The organism is Pseudomonas sp. MM211, assembly GCF_020386635.1.
Taxonomy (GTDB): domain Bacteria; phylum Pseudomonadota; class Gammaproteobacteria; order Pseudomonadales; family Pseudomonadaceae; genus Aquipseudomonas.
The window spans coordinates 3779849-3797061 of the sequence record NZ_CP081942.1 but is presented as its reverse complement, the minus strand read 5'-3'; the positions used below and the strand labels follow the sequence as shown (position 1 = coordinate 3797061).

At 61.2% G+C, this 17213-nt stretch carries 15 protein-coding genes and 1 pseudogene; 13 read left to right on the top strand and 3 right to left on the bottom strand.

Going from position 1 to position 17213, the window contains the following annotated elements:
- Positions 1-140: 140 nt before the first annotated feature.
- The 3 genes and pseudogenes from brnQ to K5Q02_RS17430 all read left to right on the top strand — a co-directional run bounded on the left by brnQ (position 141) and on the right by K5Q02_RS17430 (position 2668).
- Positions 141-1455 (top strand): annotated as a pseudogene (gene brnQ, locus K5Q02_RS17440) (branched-chain amino acid transport system II carrier protein).
- Between the two features lie 89 nt (positions 1456-1544).
- The gene (locus K5Q02_RS17435) at positions 1545-2279 is read left to right on the top strand and encodes a DUF599 domain-containing protein (protein WP_225832601.1); all 735 of its coding nucleotides are present in this window, start codon (positions 1545-1547) and stop codon (positions 2277-2279) included.
- The gene (locus tag K5Q02_RS17430; RefSeq protein ID WP_225832599.1) at positions 2276-2668 is read left to right on the top strand and encodes an MAPEG family protein; all 393 of its coding nucleotides are present in this window, start codon (positions 2276-2278) and stop codon (positions 2666-2668) included. Before K5Q02_RS17435 ends, K5Q02_RS17430 begins: the two co-directional genes overlap by 4 nt.
- Positions 2669-2728: 60 nt before the next feature.
- Here K5Q02_RS17430 and K5Q02_RS17425 read toward each other — a convergent pair whose 3' ends face one another.
- On the bottom strand, positions 2729-3031 hold the full coding sequence (locus K5Q02_RS17425) for a hypothetical protein (protein ID WP_225832597.1): 303 nt from the start codon (positions 3029-3031) through the stop codon (positions 2729-2731).
- Between the two features lie 270 nt (positions 3032-3301).
- Here K5Q02_RS17425 and K5Q02_RS17420 point away from each other — a divergent pair, with 270 nt between their 5' ends.
- Complete coding sequence (locus K5Q02_RS17420) at positions 3302-4543, top strand: MFS transporter (RefSeq protein WP_225832595.1); 1242 nt, start codon at positions 3302-3304, stop codon at positions 4541-4543.
- Between the two features lie 92 nt (positions 4544-4635).
- Positions 4636-6540, top strand: coding sequence for a molecular chaperone HtpG (gene htpG / locus K5Q02_RS17415; protein WP_225832593.1), 1905 nt, complete (start codon positions 4636-4638; stop codon positions 6538-6540).
- A gap of 406 nt (positions 6541-6946) precedes the next feature.
- Here htpG and K5Q02_RS17410 read toward each other — a convergent pair whose 3' ends face one another.
- Positions 6947-8533, bottom strand: coding sequence for an ABC-F family ATPase (locus tag K5Q02_RS17410; RefSeq protein ID WP_225832592.1), 1587 nt, complete (start codon positions 8531-8533; stop codon positions 6947-6949).
- Positions 8534-9045: 512 nt separating this feature from the next.
- Positions 9046-9519 carry a hypothetical protein gene (locus K5Q02_RS17405; protein WP_442964016.1) on the bottom strand — a complete coding sequence of 158 codons (474 nt, stop codon included), beginning with the start codon at positions 9517-9519 and terminating at the stop codon, positions 9046-9048.
- 555 nt (positions 9520-10074) lie between these two features.
- Between K5Q02_RS17405 and K5Q02_RS17400 the strand changes: the two genes are divergently transcribed.
- From K5Q02_RS17400 to K5Q02_RS17365, 8 genes are all read left to right on the top strand, one after another.
- Positions 10075-10803 (top strand): GntR family transcriptional regulator, encoded by a 729-nt coding sequence (locus K5Q02_RS17400; RefSeq protein WP_225832588.1) that lies wholly within the window; start codon positions 10075-10077, stop codon positions 10801-10803.
- Positions 10800-11561: an ABC transporter ATP-binding protein gene (locus K5Q02_RS17395; protein ID WP_225832586.1), complete on the top strand. Its 762-nt coding sequence runs from the start codon at positions 10800-10802 to the stop codon at positions 11559-11561. Before K5Q02_RS17400 ends, K5Q02_RS17395 begins: the two co-directional genes overlap by 4 nt.
- A gap of 1 nt (position 11562) precedes the next feature.
- Positions 11563-12327 carry an ABC transporter permease gene (locus tag K5Q02_RS17390; RefSeq protein ID WP_225832584.1) on the top strand — a complete coding sequence of 255 codons (765 nt, stop codon included), beginning with the start codon at positions 11563-11565 and terminating at the stop codon, positions 12325-12327.
- 26 nt (positions 12328-12353) lie between these two features.
- Positions 12354-13337, top strand: a complete 984-nt coding sequence (locus K5Q02_RS17385) for an ABC transporter substrate-binding protein (RefSeq protein ID WP_225832583.1) — start codon at positions 12354-12356, stop codon at positions 13335-13337.
- Positions 13338-13354: 17 nt separating this feature from the next.
- Complete coding sequence (locus K5Q02_RS17380; protein ID WP_225832581.1) at positions 13355-14371, top strand: zinc-binding dehydrogenase; 1017 nt, start codon at positions 13355-13357, stop codon at positions 14369-14371.
- An 83-nt stretch (positions 14372-14454) separates the two neighbouring features.
- A complete protein-coding gene (locus K5Q02_RS17375; RefSeq protein ID WP_225832579.1) occupies positions 14455-14877 on the top strand; it encodes a PaaI family thioesterase in 423 nt (140 codons plus the stop codon).
- A gap of 4 nt (positions 14878-14881) precedes the next feature.
- Entirely contained in the window at positions 14882-15670 is a 789-nt protein-coding gene (locus tag K5Q02_RS17370) for a VOC family protein (RefSeq protein WP_225832577.1), read from the top strand.
- Positions 15667-17196: a class I adenylate-forming enzyme family protein gene (locus K5Q02_RS17365; RefSeq protein WP_225832575.1), complete on the top strand. Its 1530-nt coding sequence runs from the start codon at positions 15667-15669 to the stop codon at positions 17194-17196. The genes K5Q02_RS17370 and K5Q02_RS17365 overlap by 4 nt, the downstream gene beginning before the upstream one ends.
- Positions 17197-17213 lie beyond the last annotated feature (17 nt).

Sequence of the window (17213 nt, the reverse complement as noted above, 5' to 3'; positions counted from 1 at the left end):
AGCCTTGCAACTAATAGGTTTGGTCTCTACCCGAGACGGGCCTGCAACTAAGGTTCGCGCCACGAGGGCGAACGACGTTTCCCACTATCCATCGGGATTCCCTCTCTCAACTCCGATTTAGCGATGTGGTATTTCTTTAAATGACTTCCCTGAAAAGCCAGGACGTTCTCGCCCTGGGGTTCATGACTTTTGCCCTGTTCGTCGGGGCCGGCAACATCATTTTCCCGCCGATTGTCGGCATGCAGGCCGGTCCTCCATGTATGGCTGGCTGCGCTGGGCTTTCTGATCACTGCGGTCGGTCTGCCGGTAATCACCCTGGTTGCACTGGCCAAGGTCGGTGGTGCCATGGACGCGCTGAGCAGCCCGATCGGCAAAGCCGCCGGTGTGCTGCTAGGCACGGTCTGCTACCTGGCCGTCGGCCCGTTATTCGCCACGCCGCGTACCGCCACGGTGTCCTTCGAAGTAGGTTTGGCGCCGCTGACCGGTGATAGCCCACTGGCGCTGTTCATCTACAGCCTGGTGTATTTCGTCATCGTGTTGGGCGTTTCCCTGTATCCGGGGCGGCTGCTGGACACCGTTGGGCGTGTGCTAGGCCCGATGAAGATTCTCGCGCTACTGATTCTCGGCGGTACGGCGTTCGTACTGACGCCCGGCGAAGTGGGGCCGGCAATTGCCGTCTATGAAGCTGCACCGTTCTCCCAGGGCTTCATCAATGGTTACCTGACCATGGATACCTTGGGTGCGCTGGTCTTCGGCATCGTCATCGTCAATGCCATCCGCTCCCGTGGGGTCGAATCGCCGCAGCTGATCACCCGTTACGCCATCATCGCCGGGCTGATTGCCGGGGTCGGCCTAGCCGTGGTTTACATCAGTCTGTTCCGTCTTGGTGCGGGTAGCCACACCATCGCGGCTGGTGCCACCAATGGTGCGGCGGTGCTGCATGCCTACGTTCAGCACACCTTCGGGGCGCTGGGCAGCGGCTTCCTGGCCGTGCTCATCTCGCTGGCCTGCCTGGTCACGGCCGTGGGCCTGACCTGCGCCTGTGCGGAGTACTTCAGCCGTCTGGTACCGCTGTCCTATCGCAGTCTGGTGGTGATCCTCGCCGCGTTCTCGCTGCTGGTATCCAACCTGGGCCTGACCAAGCTGATCCAGATTTCGGTACCGGTGCTCACCGCCATCTACCCGCCATGCATCGTGCTGATCGCCCTGAGCTTCTGCTGGGGGCTGTGGAACTTGGCAGGTCGCGTCGTCGGGCCGGTGATGCTGGTGGCGACACTGTTCGGCATCGTCGATGGTCTGAAGACCGCTGGCCTGGACGGCGGTTTGCCGCAATGGCTGGTCGACCTACCGCTGGCCGAACAGGGTCTGGCCTGGCTGCTGCCGGCGGCCATCATGCTGGCCCTTGCCAGTGGTTACGACTGGTTGCGTGGCAAGCCTCAGGAAGTGTTGGCCTGAGCACATCCGGTTGATCGAAAGCCGCTCGCATGAGCGGCTTTTTCTTATCTCGCCTGGCTATAATCGCTCCAGCCTTACAAGGAGCTTGCATGCCCATCAGCGAAGAATATCTGCCGCACATACTGGCCGTTCTGTGGTTCGTCATCTGCTGGGGCGGCTACACCCGCTACGCCCAGGCGAAAGGTCGCACCACCCCCTGTTTGGCCAGCGTTCTGCATCTGTATCGCGAGGACTGGATGCGTCGCATGTTGCTGCGCGACAACCGCATCGCCGACGCCAACGTGATCGGCAACCTCGAGCGCAATGCTTCGTTCTTCGCCTCCAGTACGCTGATCATCCTGGCCGGCATCCTCACCGTGCTCGGTGCCTCGGATCGTGCGGTATCGCTGTTGGCTGACCTGCCGTTCGTGCAGGTCGCCAGCCGTGGCATGTCGGAAGCCAAGCTGCTGTGTCTCGGCGTGGTCTTCGTTTATGCCTTTTTCACCTTCAGCTGGTGCATGCGCCAATACAACTTCGCCGCGGTACTGGTGGGCTCGGCCCCGATGATCGGTGAGCGACACGTCACCGAGCAGGAGCGCAAGGCGTTTGCTGAGCGCACCGCACGGGTCATCTCGATGGCGGCCAACCAGTTCAACTATGGGCTGCGCGCCTACTATTTCGGTATGGCGACCCTGGCCTGGTTCATCAATCCCTGGTTCTTCATGATGGTCACCGCCGGCGTCGTGGTGGTGCTGTATCGACGCGAATTCCATTCCGATGTGCTGGAAGTGATGGTGTATACACAAACGCCGACCTTCGAGCCGGCCAAGGAGAAAACCGAATGAGTATTCCTTTCTGGTGCATATTCATCAGCGCTTTGCTGATCTTCGTGGCAAAGGCGCCCGTTGCCAAGGCGATGAAGGAGCAGGGTGGGCGCTACGACAACCATCATCCACGGGCACAACAGGCACTTCTCACCGGATTCGGCGCACGCGCGCTGGCTGCTCACCAGAACAGCTTCGAGGCGTTTCCGCTGTTTGCGGTGGGAGTCTTGATGGCGCACGTTACCCAGAGCAGCGGGTGGCTGGTGGACTGGCTGGCGGTGATCTTCGTGGTCGCTCGGGTGCTTTACCTGCTCTTTTATTGGGCAGATTTGCACTGGCAACGTAGCCTGGTTTGGGCCATCGGGATGGGCTGCACGCTGCTGTTGATGCTTACGCCAGCGTTGCGTTAAGGCGGGGAGGGGTAAAGCGCGTTACCCGCAGCGGGCTGCGGGTAACGTGAAGATGACAGCTTATTGCTGTTGCTGATTCGGCGCAGCCGGTGCAGCTGGATCCGCAGGCGCTGCCGGCTCGGCAGGTGCGGGAGTGGTTGGCGGCGTCTGAGCGTCTTCCTGTTGCTCTTCGGCGCGTTCCTGAGCGGCTTCAGCTTCTTTCTGAGCAGCTTCGTTGCTCTCCTCAGCGGCGTCGTTCATCGACTCCTGAGCTTCGGTGCGAGCTTCTTGAGCGTCTTCCGCTTTGTTTTCGGACGGCTTGTCACAGGCCGCAAGGCCCAGCGTGGCAGCCAGCATGAAGGCGTAAGCGACTGATTTTTGCATGGGGTTGTTTCTCCTTTGGGTAAATACCATTACGGTTTTTCGAGGCATCAAAGTGGCTATAAGTTCATTCCCTTTCCACTCGATGCCCGATAACGCACGGGCTGCACCCCGGAAAGCACCAATTCAGGGCCTGTCACAAAATCGGAAAATTCTCGACTTCTCGATGGAATGAACGCGCTTCGATGATTATCGTGACGCTCACTCCCGCGGTGCCCACTGGAAAGTGAGCGCCGCTGACGCCGAATCTGGCTATTGATCTAAGGAAACTGAATGGACGCGTTGCTGATACTGGGCGGCCTGCTGCTGATACTCGTCGGTCTGGTATTACTGGTGATGCGCGGTTTCGCCACCAGCCTGCTGTGGGGTTGGGCTTGCCTGCTGCCACCTCTGACGCTGCTGTTCATCGTGCGCCATTGGCGCCGGGCTAGGCATGCGCTGGCCTGCTGCGCATTGGGTGTGATCCCGCTGGTCGTCGGTCTGGCGGTGATGGCCGGTCAGGATCCGCAGCGCCTGGAGGCTATCATCGGCCTGCAGTGGCTGCAGGCTGAAAAGCAGGCCCCTGGCGGACTGCACATCCAGCTCAATGGCCAACTCAACGGCGAGCCTTTTGCCCCACAGGAGGCCGAACTGATCGATGGTGTGCTCAGCTTGCGTGAAGGGCAGGATTTCTTTGCGCGTCGTGAACTGATCATTCGTGGCCTGCCGCTCGCCGTGGACGGCCTGCGCCTTGATGTTCTGCCGGATGATCAAGGCCAGTTGCCAGAAATCGAGCTCAACTGGTTGTTGCCCGATCAGGATTTGCCCGAGGCGCGGCAGTTGAAGGCCGGTTACACCTTGCACCTGGATCTTCAGCCCGAAGAGCCTAACCGCCTGGTGGGAGATTTCCATCTGGTGCTGCCGCCGCAGTTCGAGACCACCTTGAGCGGCAAGGTCGAGGTGTTTCGCAACGGCCTGCGTTATCACGACGGCAAAGTGGATCGTACCGTCGACTCTCGCGACACGCTGGCCTACCTCCTCACCGACTACCTGCAGCGCCGCTTTACCACCCGCGATGTGCAGCTTTCGCCGCTGCCCGCTTCTGGCGTGACCGGCAGCAACCTGATGCTCGATGTCAGTGCTCGCATCGATGGCCGTGAACAGCGTTTGCCGATCAGCTTGAGCAAGCACCCTCAGTTGGGCTGGCGGGTGGATGATGACCGTTTCGCCGAATTGCCGGCTGCGGTCACTCCGGCGCCTGCTGCTGCGTCTGTTCAGCCTGCAACGCCGCGCCAGCCCGAGGCGGTGCAGGATCCACGCCGGGATTTCTCCCTGGTACGCCTGCTCAGCGAGCCAAAGCGCTACGTCAACCAGCCGATGCGGGTGTTCAGCGAAAAGGGCAGCTCCATTCAGGGGCAGTTTGCCGGGCTTGAGCAGGGGCAGGTCATTCTCAGGCAGCGCCTCAACGGCTCGGGCGAAGCACGCTTTACCATGCCCGAAGCGGACATCGTTCATGTCGAACTGCTCGACGAGTGAGTTTGAGATGACTTGAAGTTTTCCCAGGCCGCCCCCACTTGATGGACATCCGCCGTACTGCGGCTTAGCCATCAATGTGGAGTTAGATGACCATGAGTGTGGAAACTCAAAAAGAAACCCTGGGCTTCCAGACAGAAGTGAAGCAACTGCTGCACCTCATGATTCACTCGCTGTATTCCAACAAGGAAATTTTCCTTCGCGAGTTGATCTCCAATGCCTCCGACGCCGTCGACAAGTTGCGTTTCGAGGCATTGGCCAAGCCAGAATTGCTCGAGGGTGGCGCTGATCTGAAGATCCGTGTGACCTTCGACAAAGACGCCAAGACCGTCACCCTCGAAGACAACGGCATCGGCATGAGCCGCGAAGAAACCATCGTGCATCTGGGTACCATTGCCAAGTCCGGCACTGCCGACTTCCTCAAGAATCTCTCCGGTGACCAGAAGAAAGACTCGAGCCTGATCGGTCAATTTGGCGTGGGCTTCTACTCCGCGTTCATCGTCGCCGACCAGGTTGAAGTGTTCACTCGTCGCGCCGGTTTGCCCGCAGGCGAAGGCGTGCACTGGGCTTCGAAAGGAGAGGGCGATTTTGAGATCGCTACCGTCGAGAAAGCCGAGCGTGGTACTCGTATCGTCCTGCACCTCAAAAGTGAGGAAGTGGAATTTGCCGATGGCTGGCGTCTGCGCAACGTCATCAAGAAATACTCCGACCATATCGGCCTACCGATCGAGCTGCCGAAAGAAAGCCATGGCGAAGAGCAGGACAAGCCGGCCGAGCCGGAGTGGGAAGTGGTCAACCGCGCCAGTGCGCTGTGGACGCGGCCACGTACCGAGGTCACCGACGAGCAGTACCAGGAATTCTACAAACACGTTTCTCACGACTTCGACAACCCGCTGAGCTGGAGCCACAACAAGGTCGAAGGCAAGCTGGAATACACCTCGTTGCTCTACGTGCCCGGCCGTGCGCCGTTCGACCTGTACCAGCGTGAAGCGCCGCGCGGCCTGAAACTGTACGTACAGCGCGTATTCATCATGGATCAGGCGGACGAGTTCCTGCCCCTGTACCTGCGCTTCATCAAGGGCGTGGTCGACTCCAACGACCTGTCGCTGAACGTCTCCCGCGAAATCCTCCAGAAGGATCCGGTGATCGACTCCATGAAGTCGGCACTGACCAAGCGCGTGCTGGACATGCTGGAGAAGCTGGCGAAGAACGATCCCGAGCAGTACAAGTCGTTCTGGAAGAACTTCGGCCAGGTGCTCAAAGAAGGCCCGGCGGAAGACTTCGCCAACAAGGAGAAGATCGCCGGCCTGCTGCGCTTCGCCTCCACTGCCGAAGGCGAGGGCGAGCAGGTGGTTTCCCTGGGCGACTACATCGGTCGTCTCAAGGAAGGCCAGGACAAGGTCTACTTCCTCACCGGCGAATCCTACGCGCAGGTCAAGAACAGCCCGCACCTGGAGGTCTTCCGCAAGAAAGGCATCGAAGTGCTGCTGCTCACCGACCGTATCGACGAGTGGCTGATGAGCTACCTTACCGAGTTCGACGGTAAGTCGTTCGTCGACGTTGCCCGTGGTGACCTGGATCTGGGCTCGCTGGACTCGGAAGAGGACAAGAAGGCCCAGGAAGAAGTCGCCAAGAGCAAGGAAGGCCTGGTCGAGCGTCTGAAAAGCGCGCTGGGCGAGCAGGTCGCGGAAGTCCGTGTCTCCCATCGCCTGACCGACTCGCCAGCCATCCTGGCCATCGGTGAACAGGATCTGGGTCTGCAGATGCGCCAGATTCTCGAGGCCAGCGGCCAGAAGGTGCCGGATTCGAAGCCGATCTTCGAATTCAACCCGAACCACCCGTTGATCGAGAAGCTGGATGCCGAGCCGGACGAAGATCGTTTCGGCGACCTGTCGCACATCCTCTTCGACCAGGCTGCGCTGGCAGCAGGCGACAGCCTGAAAGATCCAGCCGCCTACGTGCAGCGCCTGAACAAGCTATTGGTCGAGCTCTCTGCCTGATCCGCTAGCTGACGCAAAACGCCGCTCAATTGAGCGGCGTTTTTGTATCTGCGTAGGATGGGTCGAGGAGCGAAGCGACGATACCCATCAATGACCTAGCAACAAAACACCTCGCTATTCTCGGAAGAACGGGGCTTGCGGTCGTGCCAACTCACTCTGTAGCCCGGGTATCGCGCTGCTCAACCCAGGGTACCTGGGCTGTAGGAGCCGGCTTGCCGGCGATCAGGTTGGCGAGGCGGGTGATGATTTGAAATGCTGAAACTGGATCCCCCGCAGTGGCTGGCCGCCTGCCGAGCGCCTACGGATTCGTGGGCCAACTATCACCTTGGGCATTCGCTCTCTCAGATACGAAAAAGCCCCGCCATTCAAGGGATGACGGGGCTTTCGGTCTTGCCGATTCAGCCGATCAAACGATGATGCCCTGGCTGCGCAGGTAGTCGTCGTAGGTGCCGCTGAAGTCGGTCACACCGTTGTCCGACAGCTCGATGATGCGTGTGGCCAGGGAGCCGACGAACTCGCGGTCATGGCTGACGAAGACCAGCGTGCCTGGGTAGTTCTCCAGCGCCAGGTTGAGCGCTTCGATGGATTCCATGTCCAGGTGGTTGGTCGGTTCGTCCATCACCAGCACGTTGGGCTTCTGCAGAATCAGCTTGCCGAACAGCATACGGCCCTGTTCACCACCGGAGATCACCTTGACCGACTTGAGGATCTCGTCGTTGGAAAACAGCATGCGGCCCAAGGTGCCACGAATCACTTGCTCACCGGTTGTCCACTGACCCATCCAGTCGAACAAGGTCACGTCGTCTTCGAAATCGTGAGCGTGATCCTGAGCGTAATAGCCGATCTCGGCGCTTTCCGTCCACTTCACTGCACCGGCGTCCGGGCTCAGTTCACCGACCAGCGTGCGCAGCAGGGTGGTCTTGCCGATACCGTTGGGGCCGATGATCGCGACGCGCTCGCCAGCTTCGACGGTGAAGCTGAAATTCTTGAACAGCGTCTTGCCGTCGAAGCCTTTGGACATCTGCTCGATGGTCACGGCCTGGCGGTGCAGTTTCTTGGTCTGCTCGAAACGGATGAACGGGCTGACCCGGCTCGACGGCTTGACCTCGGCCAGCTGGATCTTGTCGATCTGCTTGGCGCGGGAGGAGGCCTGTTTGGACTTCGAGGCGTTGGCCGAGAAGCGGCTGACGAAGCTCTGCAGTTCGTTGATCTGCGCTTTTTTCTTGGCGTTGTCCGACAGCAACTGCTCGCGCGACTGGGTCGCAGCGGTCATGTACTCGTCGTAGTTGCCCGGGAACAGACGCAGCTCGCCGTAATCCAGATCCGCCATGTGGGTGCAGACCGAGTTCAGGAAGTGACGGTCGTGGGAAATGATGATCATGGTGCTGTTACGCGTCGTCAGGATCGTTTCCAGCCAGCGGATGGTATTGATATCCAGGTGGTTGGTCGGCTCATCCAGCAGCAGCACGTCCGGATCGGAGAACAGCGCCTGGGCCAGCAGCACGCGCAGTTTCCAGCCGGGAGCGACTTCGCTCATCGGGCCGAAATGCTGCTCTAACGGAATGCCCAGCCCGAGCAGCAGCTCGCCGGCACGGGATTCGGCGGTGTAGCCGTCCATTTCAGCGAACTCACCTTCGAGCTCGCCGACCTTCATGCCGTCCTCTTCGCTCATTTCCGGCAGCGAGTAGATGCGGTCACGCTCGGCCTTGACCTTCCATAGCTCCTCGTGGCCCATGATCACGGTGTCGATCACGTTGAATTGCTCGTAGGCGAACTGATCCTGGCGCAGCTTGCCGAGACGCACGTTCGGCTCGAGCATGACCTGGCCACCGGAGGGCTCGAGGTCATCACCGAGGATCTTCATGAACGTCGACTTGCCGCAGCCATTGGCGCCGATCAGGCCATAGCGGTTGCCGTTGTTGAACTTAACGGACACGTTCTCGAACAGCGGCTTGGCACCGAACTGCATCGTGATATTAGCTGTGGAAATCAAAGTGCTCTAACTCGCATGTTTCAGGGGTGTGGATTCAGTCTTGGGGCAGTTTTGGGGCAATTCGTAGCTTCTTCATCTCTGCCCAGTTGCCTTCGCCATCAATCCATCGGCATCGCGGGTCAGCAGAATCTGTATCGAATGGCCCAATTGCTGTGCAATAAAGGCCGGGGCCATGCCTGCCATCAGACACATAGTTGCGTAGGTGTGGCGCGCATTGTACGGAGGACGGTAACGAATACCCAGCGCTTTCAGGGATGGTCGTCACTGATGATGCAGGTCATTCGTCTTTTGGGCGTACAAGGCTTTGTTGTCGGGAGGAAAGCAAAAGGGTATGCGGGATTTTTTCCGGTGCCGGCTGTGCGGCGCTCGGCGAACGCCAGGGCTTCTTTTACAGTGCCTTGCAGCCAGCGAGCTGCAGGTCGTGAATGAGGTGTGTCGATAAAAAGTCAGGCCCGTTGCCGCGGGATTCCCTTCGGTATCGGGCCTTTTGCGTTACTGAGCGTTCACAAACGCTACTTTTTATCTTCGCAATTGACTACCGAGGCATCGGTGATGATGTCCTTGTTGTCAGTGAAGAGGGTGATGCTGCAGAAGTAGTCGATGATGGTGACGTTGTCGTAGTAGCCAACATCACGGTAAATCGGTTGGCTGTAAGCCGGCATGATGCCTGTCATGCCTCTGCCACCAATGGTGACCCAGGTTTGTTGCTCACCAACATACTCTTCGCCCGTTTTGATGAATTCTTTCTCGGGGCTCAGGTGTGTCTGCAAGCGATTCCAGGTGTAGAGGCCGCCGCCCGAACCGTATGACGATGGCCCCATGCCCTGGTCGGGTTTGCCGAATACGGCGAAGGCGTTGCTGGCAGGTTGGCCTATCAGCAATTTGGCAGCCTCCTGCACGTCGTTGCTGCTCTTGTTGTTTGGCGTCGAGCAAGCGCTCGCTGCAATTACTGCCATTGCCAGGCAGATTGTTCTGATTGGACTCACGCTATCCACTCCTTGTGCATTGGTATCCATGCTGAGTCAGCACTGGGCATACCTTTAAAAATCACAGTAAAAAACCAGCCATTTCTTCGTCAAGGCAAGCAGCATCAGACTGATCAGGCCAGTAATAGTCAGCCGAGGCCGCTCAGGTAATGACCATGCCTGATCAGATAAATGCGATGTGTGTGGCTGAGACTGAGCGCTACGACACGTCTGGAAATCGACATCACGAAGGTGCGCCTGTCGCCGTTGTGTCGGCCGGCAGGAAATTGCATTCGATTTCGGGGTTTCTAATCGCCTGATGCGTCGCCTTCGGTAGCTGTTGGCGTCGAGGAAAGTGAGTGTCGTATACCGCTCAAAGGCCCGGCTGGCGGTGCAAGGCGCCTAGCGGGTTATGCATTAAATTTTCCTTGAGCAGCTCAGTCTATTCTTTCGGTTTATATGTTTAGCGGAATTAATTCGTTCGAAATTGCAATGTTCTGTTCTAGCTTAGCGGCCATCTGTAGGCATCACAGACAACTTCTGTGAGCTGCTCACCGTTTCCGTCAAGGCTGCCGAATGTCACTCATCATCGCTTCCGCCGATCACCCGCTCGACTGCGCCAACCAGGGTGACTCCGCCTACGCCCGCATTCGCCGCGACATCCTGTCCTGCCGCCTGACGCCAGGGGCGCTGATCACCGAGCCCGGGCTGATGGAGCTGTACGAGATTGGCAAAAGCAGCTGCCGGATCGCGCTGACGCGTCTGTCCCATGAGGGCTTCGTCAGGTCTTTGCCGCGCAAGGGCTATCAGATCGCGCCGATCACCGTTAAGGACGTCGAGGAAGTCTTCACCCTGCGTGTGCAGCTCGAGCCGTTGGCGGCTCGGCTGGCGGTCGGTCGTGTGGACATCGAGCGTCTACGGGTTCTGGAGGCTGCCTGCCGGGTTCGCCATCTGGTTTCACTGCCTGATCAGATCGATGTATTCATGGACGCCAACAAGGCGTTCCACCTGGAGATCGCCCGGGCCACTGGCAACGAACGGTTGTTGCGCACGTTGTCCGGCCTGATGGACGAGATGACGCGCCTAGTGGCGCTGGGGTTCAACGTCCAGGGCACCAAGCCGGAGATCAAGCACGACCACAACGCCATGATCGCCGCTTTCGAAGAGGGCGACGGCAAGCGTGCCGAGCTGATCGCCCGTCGGCATATCGAAACCTTCCAGGCCATGACCCTGGAAAAAGTCTACGCCAGCCTCAGCGAAGCCGGTGCATCGCTGCCGCTGCTGGCGGCGAGGTTCGCCCGATGAATGCCGCACTGCATCAGGACTTAACGGTATCGGCGATCATCTTGCAGGGGATCGGCAAGCGCTTCGATGCCCTTGAGGTGCTGCGCGATATCTCCTTCGAGGTGGGGCAGGGCGAAGTGGTCGCTCTGCTGGGTACGTCGGGGTGTGGCAAGAGCACCTTGCTCAATATCGTTTCCGGGCTGCTCGCCCAGGATCAAGGCCGGTTGAGTCTGTTTGGCCAGGCCTCGAGCGCTTTCAGCGACTGGCGGCGCATCGCTTACATGTTTCAGGAAGACCGTCTGCTGCCTTGGCGCAGCGTGCAGGCTAACGTCGCCTTCGGTCTGGAGGGCAGTGGTATCGGCAAGGCCGAGCGCGCCCAACGGGTTGCCGAGGCGCTGCGTCTGGTGGGCCTCGAGGCCTTCGCGAAATCCTGGCCGCATCAATTGTCCGGCGGCATGCGCAGCCGGGTCGCTCTGGCGCGCAGCCTGGTGGTGAAACCCCAGGTGCTGCTGATGGACGAGCCGTTTTCCAAGCTCGACCCGCACACCCGCAGCCAGATGCACGACGAGCTGCTGCGTCTGCAGGCACTCACCGGCATGACGGTGCTGTTCGTCACCCATGATGTGGAGGAGGCCGTGGTGCTGGCCGACCGGGTGGTGGTGCTGGAGCCGCGTCCTGGTCGCATTCGCGCCATCCATTCAATGGCTTTGCCGCGCCCCCGGGTGCCCACCGAGCCTGCCGTCAACGAACAGGTTCGTCGCCTGCGTCTGGAGGTCTGACATGGATACCGCCAAGCGCTTTTCCAGCCTCGCCCTGCAACGCTTCGCATTGATCGCCGTGGTCGGTCTGTTCTGGTGGTACGCCGCAGGTCGCCTGCCATCGTTCGTGCTGCCCGGGCCGGAAAAGGTTTTAACCGCACTGGGCAACCTGCTGCAGAGCGACACCTTCCTGCATGACCTGAGCGCCACCCTCGGCCGGGTGCTCAGCGGCTTCGCACTCGCCACGCTGGTCGGCACACCGCTGGGCCTGGCGCTCGGCAGCAGCCCCGCACTGGCGCGCTTCTTCGAGCCGGTGCTGTCGGTGTTCAACACCGTGTCGTCGGCGATCTGGGCGATCTTCGCCATCATCTGGTTCGGCATTTCCGACGCCACCACAGTGTTCGTGGTGTTCATGACCGCCATGCCGCTGATCCTCACCAACGTCTGGCAGGGCGCGAAGACGGTGGAGCGGCAATACGTCGAACTGGCGCGCTCGTTTCGCCTGTCGCGGCTGCAGATTCTGCTGAAGATCTCGCTGCCTAGCATCCTGCCGTACTTCTTTTCCGGTGCCCGCCTGGCGTTCGGTTTTGGCTGGCGGGTATCGCTGGTGGCCGAGACGCTCGGCGCCTCCGATGGCATCGGCTATCGCCTGCGCCAGGCCGCGGATCTGGTGCAGAGCGACCAGGTATTCGCCTGGACCGTGCTACTCGTCGCCCTGATGTTGGCGCTCGAAGCGGGGGTGCTGAAGCCCCTCGAGCGCCGGTTGTTTCGTTGGAAAACCCCCTAGTTCCTCCCTCTATCAAGGATCAATCCATGCGTAAGTTGATTGCCGTCGCTGCCCTGGCCGCGACCGCGGTGCTGCCTTTTGCTGCCCATTCGGCGGACAAGGTCCGTATCGGTTACTGGACCAGCGGTGTGAGCCTGGGCTACGGCTCGGTGCTCGAGTCCAAGGATTTTCTCGCCAAACGCGGCATCGAGGCCGAGTTCGTGCACTTCCCCGACGTCAATGCGCCGATCCGCGCACTGGCAGCCGGCTCTATCGACCTGGCATTCGGCGCACCGCTGGCCGGAGTGTTCTCGACGGCAGCCGAAGGTGTGCCGATTCGTATCTTCGCGGCGACCCAGCCGGCCGACGTGCAGTTCGTGGTGCCGGCTGATTCGCCGATCACCTCGCTGGCCGAGCTCAAGGGCAAGAAGATCGGCATGTCGCCGGCAGGCTCTTCGGTGGCGGTGATCGCCGGCGCGGTGTTGGCCGGCAACCATGGCATCAAGACCAATGACTTCTCCCTGGTCGGCGGTAACGAGTCGCGTCTGGCGCAGTTCCTGGCGCAGAAGCAGGTGGATGGAGCGGCCCTGCGTTCGGTCACCATCGCCCAGCTCGAAGACGAGCTGAAGGTCAAGCGCCTGGGCAGCTTCGCCGAGGAATGGAAGACCCTCACGCACTCCGATGCGGTGCCTTATATCGGCGTTGGCACGGTCGCCGCCAAGCTGGTCGACGACAAACCGGAGGTTGTCGCCCGCGTCATCGCTGGCCTGCGCGACACACTCGCCTGGGGCAAGGCGAACCCGGATGAAGTCGTCCGCATTCTGCAGAAGAGCGCCAACCTGCCGGAGAAGGATGCCCGCGTGTACGTCGGCCAGTGGGATGCGATGAACCGCATCGCCTTCGAGCCAGCGGACATCGAGACCCTGCGTCGTCAGCACCAGGTGTTCGTCGACGGCGGCCTGATCAAGGGCGAACTCAAGGACGACCTGTTCGCCACCGAACCCTACAACCAAGCCAAACACATCAAGTAATCACGGAGACAACGACTGTGAGCAAGACCATGAAAGCCCTGGTACTCGACGAACACGGCGACCTCGACCAGTTGCGCGTCGTCACCGACAAGCCGATACCGGCAGTGGGCAGCGGACACGTGGTAATTCGCGTTGGCGCATCGTCCTTCAATTACCACGACGTCTTCACGGTGAAGGGCATGCCCGGCATCAAGGTGCCGCTGCCGGTGGTCATCGGCCTCGATCTGGCCGGCACCATCAGCGAGCTGGGTGAAGGTGTCGAAGGCTGGAAGGTCGGTGACCGCGTGCTGATCAACCCGCTGAAACCCGACGTTGGCCTGATGGGCGAGATGGTCGACGGCGGCATGGCCGAGTACGCCCTGGTCGATGCGCGGCAACTGATTCGTCTGCCCGATGCCGTGAGTTTCGAACAGGCAGCGGCCTTGCCAGTGGCCTATGGCACCGCCCACCGCATGCTGATTACCCACAACACCGTGAAGGCAGGTGACCGCGTGCTGATCCTCGGTGCCAGCGGTGGCGTGGGAACCGCCTGCGTGATTCTCGCCAAACTGCTGGGTGCCGAGGTGATCGCCTGTGCGGGCAGTGACGAGAAGGGCGAGCGCCTCAAGGCGCTGGGCGCCGACCACGTCATCAACTACCGCGACACCGACTTCTCCAAGTGGGCCATCGGCCAGTACGGCAAGCCGCAGCGCCGCAACTACGAAGGCGGCGTGGACGTGGTGATCAACTTCACCGGCGGCGACACCTGGCTGCCATCGCTCAAGTGCATCAAGCGCGGCGGCACGCTGCTGGTGTGTGGCGCTACCGCCGGCCACGACCCCAAGGAAGACCTGCGCTACGTCTGGAGCTTCGAGCTCAACATCAAAGGCTCGAACAGCTTTTACGAAGACAACCTGGTCGGGCTCCTCGACCTGATCGCCGAAGGCCGGATCGACCCGATCATCGACCGCGTACTGCCCCTTGAACAGGCCGCTGAAGGCCTGGCGCTGATCCGTGATCGCGAAGTGCTGGGCAAGGTGGTCGTCACGCCTTGATCCGCTTGCATCAACCAGCACCGTGCAGTCGCCCGTTTGCGGGCGACTGCACGACCTTCTGAACACTCAACAGGATTGATCTCATGATCGAAACGACACTTCCGAGCGCTGCCGATATCCAGGCCAAACTGCTCAAGGGCCCTTATCACCAATGGCTGGGCCTGCAGGTTCTGGCTGTGGGCGAGGGCAGCATCGAGCTCAGCGCAAAATGGCGCGAAGAATGGGTGGTGAATGTCGAGGGTGGCTACACCCACGGCGGCATACTCGCGGCGCTGGTCGACCTGACCGCTGACTGGGCGCTGGTGTCCAAGACTGGCAAAGGCGTGCCGACCATCGATCTGCGTGTCGACTACCACCGGCCAGCCAAAGGCGATCTGCGCGCCACGGGCACCGTGATCAAGTTCGGCAAGCAGTTCTCGGTGGCTGAAGCACAGGTCTTCGATGGTGAAGGCAATCTGGTCGCCAGCGGCCGTGGCGTCTATTCCACGCCCGCCCCGAAGGTGTGATCCCATGAGTGCGGCACTGGACCACCTGGTCATCAACACGCGCTTCGATCTCGATGCGGCGGCGGGCATCTTCGCGGGCCTGGGCTTTACGCTCACGCCCCGTGGCCATCACTCACTCGGCTCGATCAACAACCTGATCATGTTCGATGAGGGCTACCTGGAGTTGATCGGGCTGCCGGTTGGGGGCGAGCGTCTGCGTCAGGAAATCCTCGACAGCCCACCTGGTATCGACGGCCTGGTGCTGGCCAGTGACGACCCCCGCGCCACCCATGCGGCGTTGGTGCAGGCCGGCTTTCTGGTTCAGCCGGTGCAGCATTTCTCCAGGCCGGTGGAGGTCGATGGTGCCTCGCTGGAAGCACGCTTCGGCACCGTCCGGCTGGTGCCTGGGCAGTTCGCCGCTGGCCGGGTGTATTTCTGCCATCACCAAACACCGGAGCTGGTCTGGCGGCCCGAGTGGCTGGGCCACGCCAACGGCATCCACAGCATCGAGCGGCTGACGGTGCTCAGCGAGCACCCCGAACAGACACGCCAGGCGTTCGAGCGTTTGGGGCGCTTCGACGGACGATTCAGCGTCGAGGTTATCGATAAGGCGGCGTGGCGTATCAGGGGTGTGCAGGTTGGAGAGGAAGAGCCCGGGCGTCCCGAACGCTTCGTGTCGATCGGCCTGCGTGGTGGCGCCCCGGCGGATCTGGCACGCCGCGCCGCGAGTCTCGGTTTGCCCCATCGGCAGGAGGCCGATCGGGTCACCATCGTCATCCCAGGCTTCGACACCGTGCTGGAGTGCCTGGCATGAATGCGCAGATCGCCAATCTGGGCAGCGTGATCGGCCCCGACAGCCCGGGCGAGCGACTGGCCTTCATCGGCCTCGACAGCCAGTTGAACGAGTCGCGCTGCACTTACGGCGAACTGGACGAGTTGGCCAATGGCATTGCCCGTGCTCTGCGTGCCCGCGGCTTCGCTGTAGGGGAGCGCATTGCCTTGCTGGCCTTCAACTCGGTGGCTTCCATCGCGGCCGTACTCGGCATCATGCGCGCCGGGCTGGTCGCCGTGCCGGTCAATCATCGATTCCCCAAGGCGCTGACCGACTATGTGATCACCGACAGTGGTGCGCGCCTGCTGTTCTGCGACGCGCCGCATCGAGACGCGGCCCCCAACATGCCGCGCGTATCGCTGGAGGCGGATGACCTGGCGGCCTTCGCCCAGCCAGGGCCTTTGCAAGCCTTCCAGCCGCTGGGTGACGAGCCGGCGATGATGCTCTACACCTCTGGCTCCACCGGTAAGCCCAAGGGCGTGGTGCTCAGCCACCGAGCCCATCTATGGATCGTGCGCACCCGTTTGCAGGCCACCCCGCTGATTGATGAGCGTGCGTTGATCGCGGCGCCGCTGTACCACATGAATGCGCTGGCGCTGGCGCTGCTCGTCCTGGCCAGCGGTGCCACCGCGATACTGCTGCCGCAGTTCAGTGCCGCCACCTATATCGAGGCGATCCAGCGTTACCGCTGTACCTGGCTGACCGCCGTGCCGCCGATGATCGCCATGATGCTGCGCGAGCAGGCGCTGCTGGAACGCGCCGACCTGTCGTCCGTGCGGGTGGTGCGCATGGGCTCGGCGCCGGTGAGTGCGAGCCTGCTGGAGCAGATCCACCGCCTGCTGCCGAATGCACGGATCATCAATGCCTACGGCACTACCGAAGGTGGGCCGGTGGTCTTCGGCGCCCACCCGCAGGGGCTGAGCAGCCCGGTGCTATCGGTGGGGTATGCCCACCCGGATGTGCAACTGCGCTTGCGCGATGAAGCGGGCGAGCTGGCGGATGAGGGCGTGTTGGAGCTCAAGAGCCCCGGGCTGATGTCCGGTTACCACAACCGTCCTGATCTGGCCGCACCCTTCACGGCCGATGGCTTCTACGTGACGGGCGACGTGTTTCGCCGCGATACCCATGGTTTCCACACCTTCGTGGGGCGCCGTGACGACATGTTCGTTAGCGGCGGCGAGAACATCTATCCCGGCGAGGTGGAAAAGCTGCTCGAACGTCATCCCGCGGTGCAGCAGGCCTGCGTAGTGCCGGTCGAGGACGAGATCAAAGGGTTCAAACCCATGGCCTTCGTCGTTCGGCGCCAAGGCAGCCAGGTCAGTGAGGCCGAGATCAAGGCCTTCACCCTTGAGCACGCGCCGGCCTATCAGCATCCGCGCCGGGTGTGGTTCATCGACACCCTGCCGCTTGCTTCCACCCACAAGATCGACCGCAAGGCCTTGCTCGACAAGGCTCGGCAACACCTCCAGGACAGTGGCCGGACCACCGGAGCGCCTAGGGACCGCTAGACCGTCTGACGTTCAAC